Here is a 16,273-nt window from a genome sequence, read left to right on the forward strand (position 1 = left end):
AACAGTGCTAATCGCTAATTATGTAATTTTCAAAACAACAGCCGAACTTCTAACTGCATTCCCTTTAAAATTTTATCTATAAATTTTAAATATTTTTTGAAGATTGAAACATGATTTAGGTATAACGAACTGCCAACTTAAAGCTTGAATTTACTACTTCTTCCTTCCTTCCTTTCTTTCTTCTGCCTTCCCCCAACCAAGATCACCAAAATCTGACAAGACCCCATAGTAATACTGTTCGGTTAAGGAAAAAGAGGGGGTAGGATCAAGAGAAAATAGTTCGCGTAACTATTGCGAGAACCATGAAAAGTTGAGAGACTTACTTTTTCTCTCTGAGACTGTTGTATAAGTCAGCCCAGTTTTGTCGGAGAGAATCAATACATGATTGTAAGTAATCAACCTGAGTCCTTCGCGCAACCGAGAGAACCGCATCAATGTGAGCAGGACTTCCAGCTTTGCCTAAATGCTTGTATTTAGTTAACTTGCCTGGTTGAGAAGTAGGGAAAATTGGTTGAGAAGCGTGTAACTTATAGTATCAATAAACCCCTCCCCGCAAGCGATGAGGGGGCTAAGATGTACTTCATAAGAGTGGAAACAGCTGTATCATGTCCGGTTGAATACTTAGGGCTTGCTTAATAAAGCTAAAACTTAGATATATCAAGAGTTTGAAGGTTAAAAAGGTGAATCAGGTGCAAGGAATAAGCGTTGAAACTGTTCATTTGCCTATCACTTGACCAGATTCAAGACGATTCTTCTCTTCTTCTAATTCTTCCTCCTGACTCCTGACGGATGTATTCTGACTCCTAGCCCATGACTTACGTCACGCTGCGCGAACACAGATAACTTTTATGGCTTACGCCACGCTACGCGAACAGCAAACCCTACTTATCATTTAGACTGACGCGGAGATTTTTTTGATAAGTGATTAGTCGGACATGATATAACTTATTAATTTTTATCGCACCGTGCAGAATTGCGGGAAACTGAGAACAGATATGTAAACAAAGGAGAACTGTATGGCCTGGATTAGCGTTCTAGCAGCTAATAAACTCGCTCCTGGTGCGAGAGAAGTTGTCAAAGTGGGTCAGCGAAAAATCTTGCTGTTAAACTACGAAAATCAGCTTTATGCTGTAGAAAATAACTGCCCTCACTTAAAACTACCCTTGAAATCCGGGAAAATCGAAAATGGGGCGATAGTTTGCTCTTTCCATCGTAGTGCTTTTGACTTGAGTAGTGGTGAAGTACAAACCTGGTGTCCCTGGCCACCTGGAGTGGGTAAGTTGCTATCAATGGTTTCTGAAGCCAAAAGCTTACCTGTATATCCTCTGCGTGTGGAAGAAGGTAATATTTTGGTTGATGTACCAGAGGAATAATAGCTAATATCTTGTGCAGTTGAACAGAAGAAGCGGGGGGAATATCTGTCCCCACATCCCCCCCCTGCATCTTTTCTTCAACTGTAGTGCGATCGCTTACGAAAAAAGTCGCCTTCAGAGAATAAATTTATAACAACTTGCCTTTTATTTGCTTCAGTAGTATAGGATGGACGGAGTGTTGCAAGGCGTGGGGCTATTATGGCTCGCTATACCTGTTCATTTATTGTTTCTGTTCCCATTGAGCATCTTCAAGCCTTACTTATAGATCTACTGCAAGATTGTGACTTAGATGTTCAATACTATACAGCAGACTACATTATGGCTCGTGAAATTCCTGGTAATGTATCTTTTTCTAAATTAGTGACCATTGAAGTACTCATTGACAAATCTACTGCTACGGAAACGGAAACCCGGTTAAGTATTGTGATTAAAAATGAAGAACTACCACTCCAATTGAATAATCATTGCCGACAAATATTTGATTTTGTCAAGCAAGCAATTGAACACAGCCGACATTGGCATCTCATTGAAAGTATTGCCGGATAATCATGTAAGTTGCTAGTAACACTAGGTACTAGCAGCTTAAATTCCTGGGCGTTGCATAATTGCGGGATGATTTGAGAATCTGCATCAATATATAATCACCGCGTCCCCGCGTCCCCGCGTCAGCCTCAATCATCCCCTTATTCAGCAACGCCAATTCCTGTAATGCTATCAGTCCTCCATATCTTCAGTCATGCCTGGGTTTATTAATGTAATATCATACTCACAAGCATCAGTTTGTCCGGCATTATGAGTCTTTTTTAGGACATAGTAAATAGCACGTACTTGGGGACCAAAGACAATTTCGTCTTCATTTTTTAGGTTATGGGTTGGTATTTTGCGTCCGTTAATCACTAAGCCGTTAGCACTAGGCTTGCCTTTAGGATCGCCATCTATAATCCGGTAATAATAGCTATTATTAAGATTCTTGCGTGGAAATCGGACTAATGTAGCATGGTGACGAGAGACAAACTGAGATATCAACCGGATATTGCAATTACGATCTCTACCGATAGAGTAGACGGAATTTTCAAGAGGAAACTCCTTACGTCCTTGATCGTCTTCTAGGATCAGTAGATGGTTTTCATTAGGTTCTGCTGCCATTGACAGATGGTTACTAAAATTTGTGGAACTGGGATACGCAAGAATTGAATGAGTATCTTTTTCTACCATGATTTTTAGAGAAAATTATCTCATAGTAAATCTAATTAACATCGAAATTACACATGACTAAAGTCAGGAATAGTATATTGTTTTTGCTTATATGAGTATATTGTCTCTGGGAGGACTTTAGATAAGTAGTCGGGCAAAATTAAATTTATTTTCCTGCTGATAACTCCAGGGGTATGATCCAAAATAGGAGCTATTCAGGTTTTGCCTCCCAGTGATAATTTTAAGATAAATTTGCAGAGCGACGTAACAAAACTGAATTAGTGACGACACTAACTGAGCTAAAAGCCATGAGCGCTGCTGCGCTAGATGGACTAAGAACAAAACCCAAACTCGGTAGCAAAAGACCCGCTGCTAAGGGAATACCAATTGTATTATATGCAAAAGCCCAGAATAAATTTTGACGTATTTTGTTGAAAGTGGCACGACTCAGTTGAATTGATTGGACAACGTCGCTCAAACAGTCCCTCATCAGGATAATTTCTGCTGTTTCCATAGCCACATCTGTGCCAGAGTGTAAAGCAATTCCTACGTCTGCTTGAGATAAAGCTGGAGCATCATTGATGCCGTCTCCTACCATGGCCACAACGGATTGATGTTCCCCAGTTTGAAGAGTCTGTATTGCTTCGGCTTTCTTCCCTGGGAGGATACCTGCCATGACATCACTAGTATCTAATCCTAGTTGCGCTGCGATCGCACTGGCTGCTTCTAATCTATCACCGCTGAGGAGAATAACCCGTAAACCCATTTGACGCAACTTGTCTACCGTGGCTTTTGCATCTGGTCTGAGGGTATCACTGACAGCAATTAATCCAGCTAAAGTGCCATTCACTGCCATACCAATCACTGTTTTACCCGCTACTGCCAATTTTTGCCCTTGCTGTTGTGCGGTTTCACTAAGGGCAATTCCGTGGATATTCAACCAATGCCAATTACCTAAAAGTACTTTTTTGCCTTCGACTACAGCCGACACTCCTAATCCTGGTTCAGTATGAAAATCTACAGCATGGGGAATTGATAACTTTTGTTGCTGTGCTGCTTGGTGAATTGCTTTAGCTAAGGGATGGTAAGTGCCGCTTTCTACTGCGGCTGCTAGTTGGAGAAGGGACTGAGGTGAATTTTCCGCTCCATTTTCTGCAAATACCAAATAATCTGTCACAGTTGGATGACCTGTAGTTAGAGTTCCTGTTTTATCAAAAACCACAGTATCTAGCTGGTGGACTCTTTCTAAAACGTCACCACCTTTGATTAACAAACCCCGTTCTGCACCCAAACCTGTACCGACGAGAATGGCTGTGGGGGTTGCTAGTCCTAAAGCACAGGGACAAGCGACTACCATCAAAGAGATCGCTAATTTTAAACTAATTAACAGTGAGGAGTAATGTGTATTCGGGGCTGAGTGTTGTGCCGAGTGACTCATCATTTCCATCCCACTGGCAACGGTAACTTCCGGCCAAATGTGAGTTCCGAAAAAATACCAAAACAGAAAAGTTACCAAAGAAGCTGTTAACACCCCATAGGTAAAATAACCAGAAACCGTATCTGCTAATTTTTGGACTGGCGCTTTCCGTGTTTGGGCTGCTTCTACCAAAGCCACAATTTGCGCCAAAGTAGTATCATTGCCTGTACGGGTAGCTTGAATAGCGATCGCACCCGACTGATTGAGAGTTCCCGCTGCAACTGCATCTCCTGGTTGCTTCATCACTGGTACGGCTTCCCCAGTCAGCATCGATTCATTCACCGTAGTTTGTCCAAAGCGAACTTCACCATCAACGGGGATTTTATCTCCTGGTAACACCTGCAACCATTCACCAATCCGCACTTGTTCCGCAGGTATTTCGACAATATTTGCCCCTACTATTAATTTCTCTGCTTCTGGGTTAGCAATCAATCTGGCTATCTGCGGCTGGAGTGCTAGTAATTGCCTAAATGCGGCGGCAGCACGACCTCTAGCTTGTTGTTCTAATGTCCTGCCTAGGAGGATAAAGCCTAGCATCATCACTGGTTCATCAAAAAAGCATTCCCAACCCATTTGGGGGAACAACAACGCTACCAAACTAGCAATATAGGCTGTCAGAGTTCCCAAACTGACCAAGGTATTCATGTTGGGCGCACCCCGTCGCCAACCACGCCAACCATCTATTAAAATCGGGCGGCCGGGAATTAACAGCGATAGGGTGGCTAGTCCGCAGTGGAACCAGATGTTATTGAATATGGGTAAAACGGTACTACCAAAATGTCCAATTCCTGATAATAGCAGTAGCATCCCAGCGATCGCTAACTGTCCGGTAGCCCTCACCATTTCTTGGCGCTGTCTGATGGCTGGGTCTTGTCTAGCAGATGTTTCACCTGCTGTTTTGCTATTAGCTGTGCGGGTTTGAGTAGGAAATCCCGTTGCTGTCAATCCCTTTGCCAGTGTCTCTGCATCTATCACACCAGTATCTGCCTCCACCACAGCTACTTCTGTTGCTAGGTTGACGCAGACGTTTTTGATTCCTGGATGTTGTTTTAGCTGTTTTTCTACTGCTGTCACACACCCAGCACATTTCATACCCTCAACATCTAAAATAATTTTTTCTGTATTTGGGGTAGATTCTGGGGCAAGTTTGGTTTCTGGGAGAAGTTGCATGGCAAGTTTTTCGATTCGCTATAAAAATTCTATCCCTGACGACAGGTGTCTCTACTTCGAGGGTAGGCGAAATCTGTAACTATGACCAAATGTCAATCATGTTTAAATTGTAAACTACCATTAACGACTCCAGCGCCGATAAGTCAGATAGATTACAGTTACCACCTGTATGGGCATCATGAAAATTAGGTTTTTGTAGAAATAGTTAATTTCTAAATTAGACATAACGCTGAAATAAGCCATACCGATTAGCAATAAAATTATCAACTTAATCTGTTTATGTTTAAGGATTGGCATATTTTACCAATTTTAGATTTTAGATTTTAGATTTTAGATTTTAGATTGGGAATGCTGATAATTTAATAGTCTATAAATTAGGCAATTTCCCCAATATAGGACTCCTATTTGATTTTTGATAGCTTCCTTGGCGTAGCCATACAGAACTCCGTACATACTAAAATCCTTCTTTCCTGTTCCTTCTTTCCTGTTCCCTGTTCCCTGTTCCCTGTTCCCTGTTCCTTCTTTCCTGTTCCCTGTTCCCTGTTCCTTCTTTCCTGTTCCCTGTTCCCTGTTCCTTCTTTCCTGTTCCCTGTTCCCTGTTCCCTGTTCCCTGCCTCCATGAAAAATTCATGAATCAAATCGGATCACTATATATCGAGAATACATCTAGGAATCTAATTTGACTCCTATAGCTTTTGATTCAAAATTCTAGAACCACCCTTGTCTATTCACAAAATAAGTATTAACGAATTCTTCATGATTCTTGTTTAAGTAAATCATGCCTTCAATTAGACCAACAAATTGCATAATCAGCAATGTAAAACCAAAGGAGAGAGAACCACCAACAACTGAAATGACTAGCATGATAAAACCTTCTGGGGCATAACCAAGAATAAATTTATGCATCCCAAATCCTCCAAGAATGATCCCACCGTAGCCAGCGAGAAGTTGTTTAGTAGCGTAAGAATGATTAAGATTCGCCATAATTAAGTTCTACTTATTGACGTGTGTTATCTAAGATTAAATTCCTCATTTTCATGAGCATAAGAAAATATATTTAGCCAAAGCCAAAACGTCACAATTCCAAAAATAGCTTATGGATATGGAATTGATACCAATGTTAGATTTTAGATTTGGGTGTAACAGTAGAAAATGGTTTAGCCAAGATATCCATGAGTAGTAGATATAATTGGTCAACTTGTACCTATGCTAATAGGCTTTCCCAGAGATATAAAACAATACTAACTATCTCAACTTAGTATGAGGAGATAGTCTGATGACACCTGAAAATATCACGGTTCTCAATTATTTTTGGTCAATTTACTGACAAATTTAAATGCAGCAGATTTGTAGATTTATAGGCTTAAATTTTCTCCTGAAGATAATTAACCCTAAATTGTCTATGAAAACTACGACACCCTACTATTTTCTACAAGTCTAATGCTAGTAGATCCGGACTTTTTTAGTTTACTTCAAATATAAATATACACTTTTATTGTGGTTGAGTCAGTGCATATGCACACATATTTTTTTGCGTTTGAGAAATCCTTAACAGTTAATGATTCCCATGTATATAACCATAAAGCTAAGTCTTAAATCAATTAGACCAGTGTGATTTAGGACTTACGCAAGTGTCACACTAAAAATCTGTTGTAGGGTGCTTTACTACTGCATAAATCCTGCAAATAAACAGATTGTTGATATCTGACGCACCCTACCAATGTGCCAGTTGCGTAAGTCCTGTTTATATTTGATGTTTTCTGTAAATGCGTAAGTCCTAGTTTATTTTCTGAGTTGTATTCTCTATGAGAATGTCTAGTATTAAGAGCGCTTTTATTGCTGCTGCTTATTCTTGCTAACCAGTCATATCATGTCCGGTTAAAGACTTATCATTAGGGAACCGCGCTCAAGACACGGGGACGCTCTTACGCGGAGAGTTTTTTTGATAAGCAATTAGCCAGACTTGATATCAAATATTAAGCATTTTTACATTTGTGAAGATAGGGTATTAATTTCCACTACCTAAAAGAAATAAACTGAGTAATGTTCCGCTATTCCAAAGGCTGTGGAGAAGCATAGGGGCAAAAAGATTGCGCGATCGCGTGTAAACTACTCCTAATACCATCCCTAATGCTGTCAGCGGTAGAATTTCCGACAAACTCAAGTGAGCAGCAGCAAATAACAAGCTACTAACTAAAATTGATCCCCACACAGGCAGATAACGAGTTAAGGAAGGCAATAAAAAGCCTCGAAACAGAAGTTCTTCAAAAAGTGGTGCAGCTATGGCAGCTGTAAAGAAAAATATTCCCAATGCTATACTATCTCTACTTTCCAACGCCAATTGCAACAAAGGGTTGCTACCACCTTGCCCTTGCCACAATTTTTGATTAATTAAAGATACTATCACCACAATAGGTAAAGCTGTGCAATAGCCACCTAGTCCCCATAAAAACCAATTCCCTTGGAAACGGAAGCGAAACCATTCCTCTGCGAGGGGAAAATAGCGTCTGATAGAAAAATACAGCACCGACAACGCACCAGAAGCAACTAGCAGGTAACTAACCAAAACAGAGAAAGCCTCAATTCGCGCATTACCAGTGGAACGAGGAATCGGAAGAAGAGTTAACAATTCGGGTATAAATAATTGTCCCATTAAGAAAAAGCCTAGGACAAAAACCTGTAAAATTGTTTCTACATCCCAAGGAGTTGACCAAGGTTTATCGGCATTTTGAGCTAGTATAGATTCTCTTCCCTTCAGTATACGCTGAATCACCAAAACAATCAGCAATATCAGACCAATCAAAGCGGTTAAGCTAGGTATAGTGGCAATTATCGCTAATTTCCATATGGCTGCGATTGCCGTTTTTTGTTGTGTAGATTGAATTGCTGATAAAGCGTCTTGACGTTGCTGAAGTTGATACAATTGAACCAGGGCAGTAGAGCGAAACCAACCTTCTAAATTCTTTTGAATCAATTGTTGGGCATTTGGGAGTAAACGAGGAGGATTGCTCCACAATCCGCTTAATATATTGGCAGTTTCCGCAGATTCTAGATTGATATCTGAGCGTTGCTGTAATTGACTCCAAGTTTTGAAGGCGCTATCCAGTTTTCCTTGCTTTGCTTGTAATATTCCCAGCCTTAAATCTAACTCATCCTGCAATTTTTGCAGTTGCTTAATAGGCTGCTGAGACTTTTGCAGTTGTTCTGCTGGTGAGATTTTAGTAACGGGAGCAATGTCTTCAGGAACCTGTTTTGTAAGTTGGTTTTTGGCTTTATCTAAATTAGTTTGGACAGACTCACGCGCTTGTTGATATTGCTTAGTAGCACTTTCTAGGGGTTTATCCCCCAGTATGGCTTCCCGAATGGCTAGAAAATTCTCGTCGTTGCTATCTTCTGGTTGCCATGCTTGGGCTTGTAACACAATATTGGTTTGATACAGTTCCAGACGACTTTGGAACTGAGGTTTTTGCCAACTAGCAAATAAAGACAACCCCGACAACATCATTGCTAACAGTGTCAGCCCAATTAACAGCAACCGCTTAAGTGTCATCTATCCCCCTTTGACTTACCTGTGGAGAGCGTGCGCCCCTTGGAAATTATAAGCTAGTCTGGGAGGTTGGGGAGAATTGGTTAAGTTGGTGTGTGCGATCGCGTTCGCGGTAGCGTCTCGAAGAGATAGCGCTACGCCCTGGAATCGCTCTAAATCCTACTCCGGTTCATTGAGTGTCACCTCACAATCTGCTAATAATTCAGGGGATTGATATTTACTCACTGTACACACTAGCAAAAAATCAGCTTTTTCTTCAATTTGCTGGATAATTATGCAGTAACTAAAGATTCATCTTCTTCCCATACAAACAAAGGTTCAAGTTCACCTGATTCAGCAAAAGTGATTGCAGCTATTAAACATTGAGGTAAATTAACACAAATTTTATCAGAATAATTTCCCACCTGTCCACCAACAATTAATTTTTGCTCATTAGAAGAATTTACATTATTGTTATTTGCATTTATTAATGCTTGATAAAAAATAGATAAATTATTATTTTTAGCAGAAACATCTGATTTAGCTATTTCATAATCAACCGGATACAAGAGAGAATAAAAAACCTCATTATCTAAAGTTGCAGTAACAATATATTTACCAGCATTACCCCCACCAATCATCATATAACTCTCGTCGTCTACTTCTAAACTGACTAAAGTTTTAGTATTACCATCTAACTCACAAATAGCTGTTTTAATTTGTTGCCAATTTGGATTTTCAATGAATGTTTCTTCATTTTTGTTTCCTGTCCAATTGTCTGTATATAATTTATTGACAAACATTATTACCTCCTTGTTTTTGGGGGTGTAACTTCAATTATTTTAGTACCAGTGGGAGTAATAATTTCTAATTGTTCTATACCTAATTGATAAGCCATAGAATTTACGCCCCCTCTTAAACCACAAGCATCACAAAGGTCTCTATCTACAATTAAACGAGCTTTTTTACCAGTAATACCTGAATTTTTTACTTGTTGAAAAGCATCAGCTTCTGCATGAGTTTTAGAAATAGGGTTAACTTTGAAAGTTATTTGCCGAGGATTAGGATTACTACCAGAATTGATGCCAAAAAAACTTTGACTATCTATTTCTATTTTAGCAATTGTTGATTTATCTGTCTCACTACCAGCAGGAGGTAAACTAAGACGCTGCCTATATTCAGCCAAGTCATCAAAAATGTTGTCCGTTGTTTCTCTCCTTTATTTAAGTAACTAGATGATACTTGTTAGTAAAAATAAAAATGTTAAAACTTAATTAGCGTGGTTATATACGATATTTAGCAAAAAGGAAACTACCCTATCTTACCCCGTATCCAAACACGAAAAGATTTCAACAAAGCAATTTCACCCATAGTTTTACTTTGCTGGATAAATCTATTTATATCCCCAACAGAAACTAGAGGAAAAGCCAGACTAAACTTAAATTCAACATATTGATTTTCCACCAATTGATAAAAATTCAAAACTTCACCGTCATATCTCCACAATTCAGCCACACCTAAAGCCGCATAAATATTAAACTTATTCACAGAACTGCTAGTAATATCAATTTCAACTGCTAAATCAGGAGGAGGATCTATTTCTAAATTTAAAGTTTCCCTACCTCTGATAGCCGCTTCATTTTGGATATAATAGCAACTATCTGGTTCTATTCCCTTTGCAAAAAGTTTACGTTTTAATGTTGTAGAACCAGCACTTCTGATTTCTATATCTAATTCTTCAGCTAAAGAAAATATCAATCTGTCAAATTGTATTTTCGGATTTTCGTGTTCAAACAGTGGAGTCATAATTTCTAAAGTACCGCAGTCATAAGCAAACCGAGAACCCCTATCCTCACCTGTATCTTTCAACAAGGCTTCAAAGGTATCCCAGCTAACGTTATATAAAACAGTTCTTTGTTCAGCAGGAATTGACTCCAGAAGCATATAAAATACCTAAAATCTTACCTATCTCTATGATATTCTCTTTGCGCCTCTGCGCCTCTGCGTGAGAAACATTCTTTCATAAAAAAGGTAGGAAATACTAACTCTAAATTTATTGTTCATCATCATCAGGTAACTTTTCCATTTCTTCAGCAATTAATTCCTGAAAATCATCTCCACAATGAACATTCAAATGAATTGTAGCACTTAGCAACTCTGCCAAAATTTCAGCTTGTTGTCTAGCACTGAGGTGAGGTGACTGAAGCTGATAAATTAAAGCCGTCACATTTTGACATTCTGAACCTAATTCGGTAATTAATGTTCTCAGAGTAGAACTAGCAATAGGAAGGGAGCGAGAGCTAATTTGCATAATTATTTACCCAATCGTTTGAGTGAGTGTTTAAGGTGGGAAATACCCACCCGATATTTACTCACCAAACACACTAGCAAAAAATTCCAAAGTCTCCTTCAAAGCCTTGATGAAAACATCAATTTCCTCGCGGGTATTGTAAAAAGATAAACTCGCCCGTGCAGTACCTGCTAAACTTAAATAACGGTGTAATGGTTGAGTACAATGATGTCCAGAACGGATAGCTATACCTTCTTGATCTAACAAAGTTGCTAAATCATTAGCGTGAACACCTTCTGCTGTAAAAGCTGCTAATGCGGCTCTACCTTCCCCTTGAGCATTAGGTTTTGGTCCATAGATTCTAATTTGGGGTATTTGCCCTAATTGCTCGAATAAATAAGCAGTTAATTCGGCTTCATAAGCATGGATTTTATCCATACCAATATTAGTAAGATAATCTATCGCTGCACCAAGTGCGATCGCTTCCCCAATAGCCGGAGTCCCCGCTTCAAATTTATGGGGTAATTCCGCATAGGTGGAATGGTCTAAATATACCTCTGCAATCATCTCACCACCACCGAAAAATGGCGGCATTGCTTCTAGTAATTCCAACTTACCATACAAAAAACCAATGCCAGTGGGAGCGCACATTTTATGCCCAGAAGCTACCAACCAATCACAGTCAAGTTCTTGGACATCAATAGGCATATGGGGGACACTTTGGCAAGCATCAAGTAAGAATTTCGCACCGTATCTATGAGCAATTTCGGCGATTTCTTTGGCTGGGTTAATACAACCCAATGTATTAGAAACATGAACGATAGACACCAGTTTTGTTTTTTCAGAAACCAGTTGTTTAAACTGTTCCAAATCAAAAGTTTCTTCCGGTGTTAATTCGACAAACTTTAATATTGCACCTGTTTTTTGAGCGACAAATTGCCAAGGAACAATATTACTATGGTGTTCCATTACCGAGAGAATAATTTCATCTCCTGGCTGTAAATTGCTCATTCCCCAACTGTAAGCTACTAAGTTAATTGCTTCACTAGCATTGCGAGTGTAAACAATTTCTTGGCGTGATTTTGCATTAATAAATCTAGCAATTTTATCCCGTGCGGCTTCATAAGCATCTGTAGCTTTTCCGCTGAGAAAATGTGCGCCACGATGGACATTAGAATTATATTGTTCGTAATAATCACGCCAAGCATTTAATACAGCTAAAGGCTTTTGAGAAGTAGCCGCATTATCGAGATAAACTAGGGGTTTACCGTGAACTTCCTGATGTAAAATTGGGAAGTCAGAACGAACTTTATCAGCTAGAGATTTGGTAGAAGTGATGACCATTGTTTAGAAGAAGTTCAGAATAATATCTATAATGTAAAAAGTTCGTAGTTAGGACTTTAGTCCTAAAAATTATGAATTTGAGCGATAAATCGCTCACTACGAACTAGCAGAAAACCCACAATTACTTATTCGTGAGACTTGTGACAGTTCTCAACAAACTTTCTCGTAAAGAAGCAACAGGAATAAAGTTAATAATTTCCATTGCGAAAGCATTAACTAATAACTTGCGAGCATTATTTTCATCAATACCGCGACTTTGCAGGTAGAATATTTGATCATCTTCCAATTGACTGACAGTAGCACCGTGAGCGCATTTAACGTTATCAGCGGTGATTTCTAATTGAGGTTTGGTGTCAATTCTCGACTTAGATGATAATAGCAAATTCCGGTTTAATTGAGATGCGTCAGTTAACTGCGCCAGTTTAGGAACAAAAACCTTACCATTAAACACACCATGAGCGCGATCGCCTATAATGCACTTATGTAACTGTTTACTCACACCATGAGGATGATTTAAAGATAGCGCACTGTGAGTATCAGCCAATTGATTATCAGCAATAACTGTTAAACCATTCAGCGTCGTTTCTGTTTGTTCACCAGTTTGCAAAATCTCCAAATTGTGACGTGATATTTTTCCACCAATCGTCACCGCATTACAATTATAACGACTATATCGCGCCTGAGTAACAGCAGTTTTCCCCACATGAAAAGCCGCTTCACCTTCCCGCACAATTCTATTGTGATTCACCTGAGCATTTTCATTTACCCAGATTTCCGTAACACTATTGGTGAAGTAAACCTCTTCCTCTGTGTTCTCTGTGTCTCTGTGGTTCGTATATTCTTCAATCAAACCCACCTGAGAATTACCTTCAGCTACAACTAAAACGCGAGGTTGGGAAATAGTCGCAGACTCACCAGACACAGAAACAAATAATAGATGAATTGGGTTTTCAACCACCACATTTTTACTAACCCATATCACAGCAACATCATTTAAAGCCGCAGTATTCAGAGCAGTAAAAACTTCCTTCTCACCTATGGCTACGCCACGCAAGCTATCAGCTTGCGCTAAATATTCCCGAACAACCTCACCAGGTAAAACATCCAAATTACCAACAATTAACCCAGAAGGTAAATTTTCAGTCTTAGATAAATTAGGTGCATAAACACCATTTACAAAAACTAACCGCTGCGAAACTTCAGGTAAAATATCAGATTCTAAAGACGTTTCCTGAAACATCCCCAACTTAAAATCTACCTGTTTCAACGGTGATAAATCAGTAAAACGCCATTCTTCCTCACGGGTATTGGGGATAACAGAATGACGCACCCAATTAACAGCACCATCTCGCAAATCTTGTAACCAACCATCTGATTTTGTGGTAGTTACCCGACTTAATAAACCACTCAAAAAAGCATCTCTATCTAATAGAGAATCAGGAATAGAAGTAAGAGAAACTGGAATAGACATTACACACCCACTCCCAAAGCTTCTTCTAGAACCCAATCATAACCGCGAGATTCTAACTCAAGCGCCAACTCCTTACCACCACTTCTGATAATTTGTCCCTGCGCCATAACGTGAACAAAATCAGGGACAATATAATCGAGAAGACGCTGATAGTGAGTAATCATAATTGTGGCATTTTCGGAATTAGTTAACTGATTAACCCCATTAGCAACAATTTTCAGAGCATCAATATCCAAACCAGAATCAGTTTCATCTAAAATCGCCAACTTTGGTTCTAGAATCGCCATTTGCAGAATTTCATTCCGCTTCTTTTCCCCACCAGAAAAACCCTCATTCACACTGCGGTTAAGAAAAGAAGAATTCATCTTCACAATATCCAACTTTTCCTCAACCAAATCATCAAAATCGAAAGCGTCAACCTCTTCCAAACCTCTAGCTTTCTGACGAGAATTATAAGCAACTCGTAAAAAATCCAAATTACTCACACCGGGAATTTCCAGAGGATATTGGAAAGCTAAAAACACACCATTTCTAGCCCTGTCTGCTGCTTCCATTTCCAAAAGATTTTGTCCTTGGAAAACCACCTCACCACCAGTAACAGTATAAGCTGGGTGTCCCGCCAAAACCTTAGAAAACGTACTCTTCCCAGAACCATTAGGTCCCATAATCGCGTGAACCTCCCCAGCGCGAACTTCCAAATTCAACCCCTTCAAAATTGGAGTTCCATCAACATCAGCAGTCAAATCCTTAACCGACAAAATCAAATCACTATTCTCAAAAATCATCTTCTCTTCCTCTCTTCTCTCTTCTTACTCTTTCTTCGCGCTCTTCGCCCCTTCGCGGTTCATTCAAAAAAGAACCTCAACGAAAACAGATCAACCAACACTACCTTCCAACTTCAGACTCAACAACTTATCAGCCTCAACAGCAAACTCCATAGGAAGCTGATTAAAAACATCCTTACAGAAACCGCTAATCATCATCGAAATAGCATCTTCCGAAGAAATACCGCGTTGAGCAAAAAAGAACAATTGATCTTCGCCAATTTTAGAAGTAGAAGCTTCATGCTCAACCTTACCCGTATTATTCTGAACTTGAATATAAGGAAAAGTATTAGCTTGAGCATTATCCCCAATCAACATCGAATCACATTGAGAATAATTTCTTGCACCCTTAGCAGTAGGATTAATCTTCACCAAACCCCGGTAACTATTGCTAGATTTACCAGCAGAAATTCCTTTAGAAATAATTGTACTGCGAGTATTTTTACCAACGTGAATCATCTTACTTCCAGTATCAGCTTGCTGCATATTATTTGTTAATGCAACCGAGTAAAATTCACCGACGGAATTATCACCAATCAAAACGCAACTAGGATACTTCCAAGTAATAGCAGAACCTGTTTCTACTTGAGTCCAAGAAATCTTAGAATTGACACCTTGACACAAACCACGTTTGGTTACAAAGTTGTAAATTCCACCTTTCCCATTAACATCGCCAGCGTACCAGTTCTGCACAGTAGAATATTTAATTTCTGCGTTATCTAAAGCTACCAATTCGACGACTGCTGCGTGTAATTGGTTGCTATCGTACATTGGTGCTGTACAACCTTCTAAATAAGAAACATAACTTCCTTCTTCGGCGACAATTAAAGTCCGTTCAAATTGTCCTGTATCACCGGAGTTAATGCGGAAATATGTAGACAATTCCATGGGACATTTTAATCCTTTGGGAATATAAACGAAAGAACCATCACTAAATACAGCCGCATTTAAAGCTGCAAAATAATTATCAGCAATGGGAACAACGCTACCCAAATATTTTTTAATTAGTTCTGGGTGTTCTTGCAGCGCTTCCGAAAAAGAACAGAAAATTACGCCATCTTTGGCAAGTTTCTCTTTATATGTAGTGGCGACAGAAACACTATCAAAAATCGCATCAACAGCAACATTAGTTAATCGCTTTTGTTCATTTAAAGGAATACCTAATTTGGCGAAGGTTTCCAGTAAAGTAGGATCAACTTCATCTAAACTGTTGAGTTTGGCTTTTTTTTGTTTCGGCGCGGAATAATAAATAATATCCTGATAATTAATAGGCGGATATTCGACATGAGACCAAGTTGGTTCTGTCATTTTCAGCCATTGGTGGTAAGCGCGGAGGCGATATTCCAACATGAATTCCGGCTCATTCTTTTTGGCGGAAATCAGGCGGACAACATCTTCGCTTAACCCACGGGGGATAGTATCGGCTTCAATATCGGTAACAAAGCCGTACTTGTAAGGTTGGTTGACTAAGGTAGTGACGGATGCGCTCATCGGTTCTCTTGTGTTCTCTTTAAAGGACGGGCGACGGGCTGCAAAAAAGCTAATTCCCGTTTTCTGTTACCGATTCCTAACAGGACTGCTAGAATGGGTTTAACGACTAAAAC

General features: G+C 39.4%; 15 protein-coding genes and 1 pseudogene. 2 read left to right on the forward strand and 14 right to left on the reverse strand.

Features of this window, described 5'->3' with window-relative positions:
• Positions 1 to 319: 319 nt before the first annotated feature.
• Positions 320 to 535: pseudogene (locus tag ANA7108_RS30935) on the reverse strand (hypothetical protein); the annotation flags it as partial.
• Between the two features lie 481 nt (positions 536 to 1,016).
• Between ANA7108_RS30935 and ANA7108_RS0112775 the strand changes: the two are divergent.
• Together ANA7108_RS0112775 and ANA7108_RS0112780 are read left to right on the forward strand one after the other, a co-directional pair.
• Positions 1,017 to 1,373, forward strand: a complete 357-nt coding sequence (locus ANA7108_RS0112775) for a Rieske (2Fe-2S) protein (RefSeq protein WP_016951188.1) — start codon at positions 1,017 to 1,019, stop codon at positions 1,371 to 1,373.
• A gap of 198 nt (positions 1,374 to 1,571) precedes the next feature.
• Positions 1,572 to 1,919 carry a hypothetical protein gene (locus ANA7108_RS0112780; RefSeq protein WP_016951189.1) on the forward strand — a complete coding sequence of 116 codons (348 nt, stop codon included), beginning with the start codon at positions 1,572 to 1,574 and terminating at the stop codon, positions 1,917 to 1,919.
• A 168-nt stretch (positions 1,920 to 2,087) separates the two neighbouring features.
• Here ANA7108_RS0112780 and ANA7108_RS0112785 read toward each other — a convergent pair whose 3' ends face one another.
• The 13 genes from ANA7108_RS0112785 to sufB form a co-directional block, all read right to left on the reverse strand.
• Positions 2,088 to 2,588, reverse strand: a complete 501-nt coding sequence (locus tag ANA7108_RS0112785) for an FHA domain-containing protein (protein ID WP_016951190.1) — start codon at positions 2,586 to 2,588, stop codon at positions 2,088 to 2,090.
• A gap of 220 nt (positions 2,589 to 2,808) precedes the next feature.
• Entirely contained in the window at positions 2,809 to 5,214 is a 2,406-nt protein-coding gene (locus ANA7108_RS0112790; RefSeq protein ID WP_016951191.1) for a cation-translocating P-type ATPase, read from the reverse strand.
• A 401-nt stretch (positions 5,215 to 5,615) separates the two neighbouring features.
• On the reverse strand, positions 5,616 to 5,852 hold the full coding sequence (locus ANA7108_RS28820) for a hypothetical protein (RefSeq protein ID WP_158318361.1): 237 nt from the start codon (positions 5,850 to 5,852) through the stop codon (positions 5,616 to 5,618).
• A gap of 70 nt (positions 5,853 to 5,922) precedes the next feature.
• Positions 5,923 to 6,198, reverse strand: coding sequence for a TM2 domain-containing protein (locus ANA7108_RS0112800; RefSeq protein ID WP_016951193.1), 276 nt, complete (start codon positions 6,196 to 6,198; stop codon positions 5,923 to 5,925).
• Between the two features lie 1,024 nt (positions 6,199 to 7,222).
• Positions 7,223 to 8,764, reverse strand: a complete 1,542-nt coding sequence (locus ANA7108_RS0112805) for a type II CAAX prenyl endopeptidase Rce1 family protein (RefSeq protein ID WP_016951194.1) — start codon at positions 8,762 to 8,764, stop codon at positions 7,223 to 7,225.
• A 269-nt stretch (positions 8,765 to 9,033) separates the two neighbouring features.
• Positions 9,034 to 9,543 (reverse strand): hypothetical protein, encoded by a 510-nt coding sequence (locus ANA7108_RS0112810; RefSeq protein ID WP_016951195.1) that lies wholly within the window; start codon positions 9,541 to 9,543, stop codon positions 9,034 to 9,036.
• Positions 9,544 to 9,545: 2 nt separating this feature from the next.
• Entirely contained in the window at positions 9,546 to 9,926 is a 381-nt protein-coding gene (locus ANA7108_RS0112815) for a deaminase (RefSeq protein WP_016951196.1), read from the reverse strand.
• A gap of 125 nt (positions 9,927 to 10,051) precedes the next feature.
• Entirely contained in the window at positions 10,052 to 10,684 is a 633-nt protein-coding gene (locus tag ANA7108_RS0112820; RefSeq protein WP_016951197.1) for a Uma2 family endonuclease, read from the reverse strand.
• Positions 10,685 to 10,793: 109 nt separating this feature from the next.
• Positions 10,794 to 11,051, reverse strand: coding sequence for a hypothetical protein (locus tag ANA7108_RS0112825; protein ID WP_016951198.1), 258 nt, complete (start codon positions 11,049 to 11,051; stop codon positions 10,794 to 10,796).
• Positions 11,052 to 11,108: 57 nt separating this feature from the next.
• Positions 11,109 to 12,374 (reverse strand): cysteine desulfurase, encoded by a 1,266-nt coding sequence (locus ANA7108_RS0112830; RefSeq protein WP_016951199.1) that lies wholly within the window; start codon positions 12,372 to 12,374, stop codon positions 11,109 to 11,111.
• Positions 12,375 to 12,495: 121 nt separating this feature from the next.
• On the reverse strand, positions 12,496 to 13,845 hold the full coding sequence (gene sufD, locus ANA7108_RS0112835) for a Fe-S cluster assembly protein SufD (RefSeq protein ID WP_016951200.1): 1,350 nt from the start codon (positions 13,843 to 13,845) through the stop codon (positions 12,496 to 12,498).
• On the reverse strand, positions 13,845 to 14,630 hold the full coding sequence (gene sufC, locus ANA7108_RS0112840; protein WP_016951201.1) for a Fe-S cluster assembly ATPase SufC: 786 nt from the start codon (positions 14,628 to 14,630) through the stop codon (positions 13,845 to 13,847). Before sufC ends, sufD begins: the two co-directional genes overlap by 1 nt.
• Before the next feature lie 90 nt (positions 14,631 to 14,720).
• Positions 14,721 to 16,160 (reverse strand): Fe-S cluster assembly protein SufB, encoded by a 1,440-nt coding sequence (gene sufB, locus ANA7108_RS0112845; protein WP_016951202.1) that lies wholly within the window; start codon positions 16,158 to 16,160, stop codon positions 14,721 to 14,723.
• Positions 16,161 to 16,273 lie beyond the last annotated feature (113 nt).

Origin of the sequence: Anabaena sp. PCC 7108, from assembly GCF_000332135.1 — a bacterium.
Lineage (GTDB): Bacteria > Cyanobacteriota > Cyanobacteriia > Cyanobacteriales > Nostocaceae > Anabaena.

Excerpts from the sequence above, each read along its gene's own strand:
- ANA7108_RS0112800 (WP_016951193.1), bottom strand. The coding sequence starts at position 6,198 with ATGGCGAATCTTAATCATTCTTACGCTACTAAACAACTTCTCGCTGGC.
- ANA7108_RS0112785 (WP_016951190.1), bottom strand. The coding sequence starts at position 2,588 with ATGGTAGAAAAAGATACTCATTCAATTCTTGCGTATCCCAGTTCCACA.
- ANA7108_RS0112790 (WP_016951191.1), bottom strand. The coding sequence starts at position 5,214 with ATGCAACTTCTCCCAGAAACCAAACTTGCCCCAGAATCTACCCCAAAT.
- sufB (WP_016951202.1), bottom strand. The coding sequence starts at position 16,160 with ATGAGCGCATCCGTCACTACCTTAGTCAACCAACCTTACAAGTACGGC.
- ANA7108_RS0112830 (WP_016951199.1), bottom strand. The coding sequence starts at position 12,374 with ATGGTCATCACTTCTACCAAATCTCTAGCTGATAAAGTTCGTTCTGAC.
- ANA7108_RS0112825 (WP_016951198.1), bottom strand. The coding sequence starts at position 11,051 with ATGCAAATTAGCTCTCGCTCCCTTCCTATTGCTAGTTCTACTCTGAGA.
- ANA7108_RS0112805 (WP_016951194.1), bottom strand. The coding sequence starts at position 8,764 with ATGACACTTAAGCGGTTGCTGTTAATTGGGCTGACACTGTTAGCAATG.
- ANA7108_RS0112820 (WP_016951197.1), bottom strand. The coding sequence starts at position 10,684 with ATGCTTCTGGAGTCAATTCCTGCTGAACAAAGAACTGTTTTATATAAC.
- ANA7108_RS0112775 (WP_016951188.1), top strand. The coding sequence starts at position 1,017 with ATGGCCTGGATTAGCGTTCTAGCAGCTAATAAACTCGCTCCTGGTGCG.
- ANA7108_RS0112780 (WP_016951189.1), top strand. The coding sequence starts at position 1,572 with ATGGCTCGCTATACCTGTTCATTTATTGTTTCTGTTCCCATTGAGCAT.
- sufC (WP_016951201.1), bottom strand. The coding sequence starts at position 14,630 with ATGATTTTTGAGAATAGTGATTTGATTTTGTCGGTTAAGGATTTGACT.
- ANA7108_RS0112810 (WP_016951195.1), bottom strand. The coding sequence starts at position 9,543 with ATGTTTGTCAATAAATTATATACAGACAATTGGACAGGAAACAAAAAT.
- sufD (WP_016951200.1), bottom strand. The coding sequence starts at position 13,845 with ATGTCTATTCCAGTTTCTCTTACTTCTATTCCTGATTCTCTATTAGAT.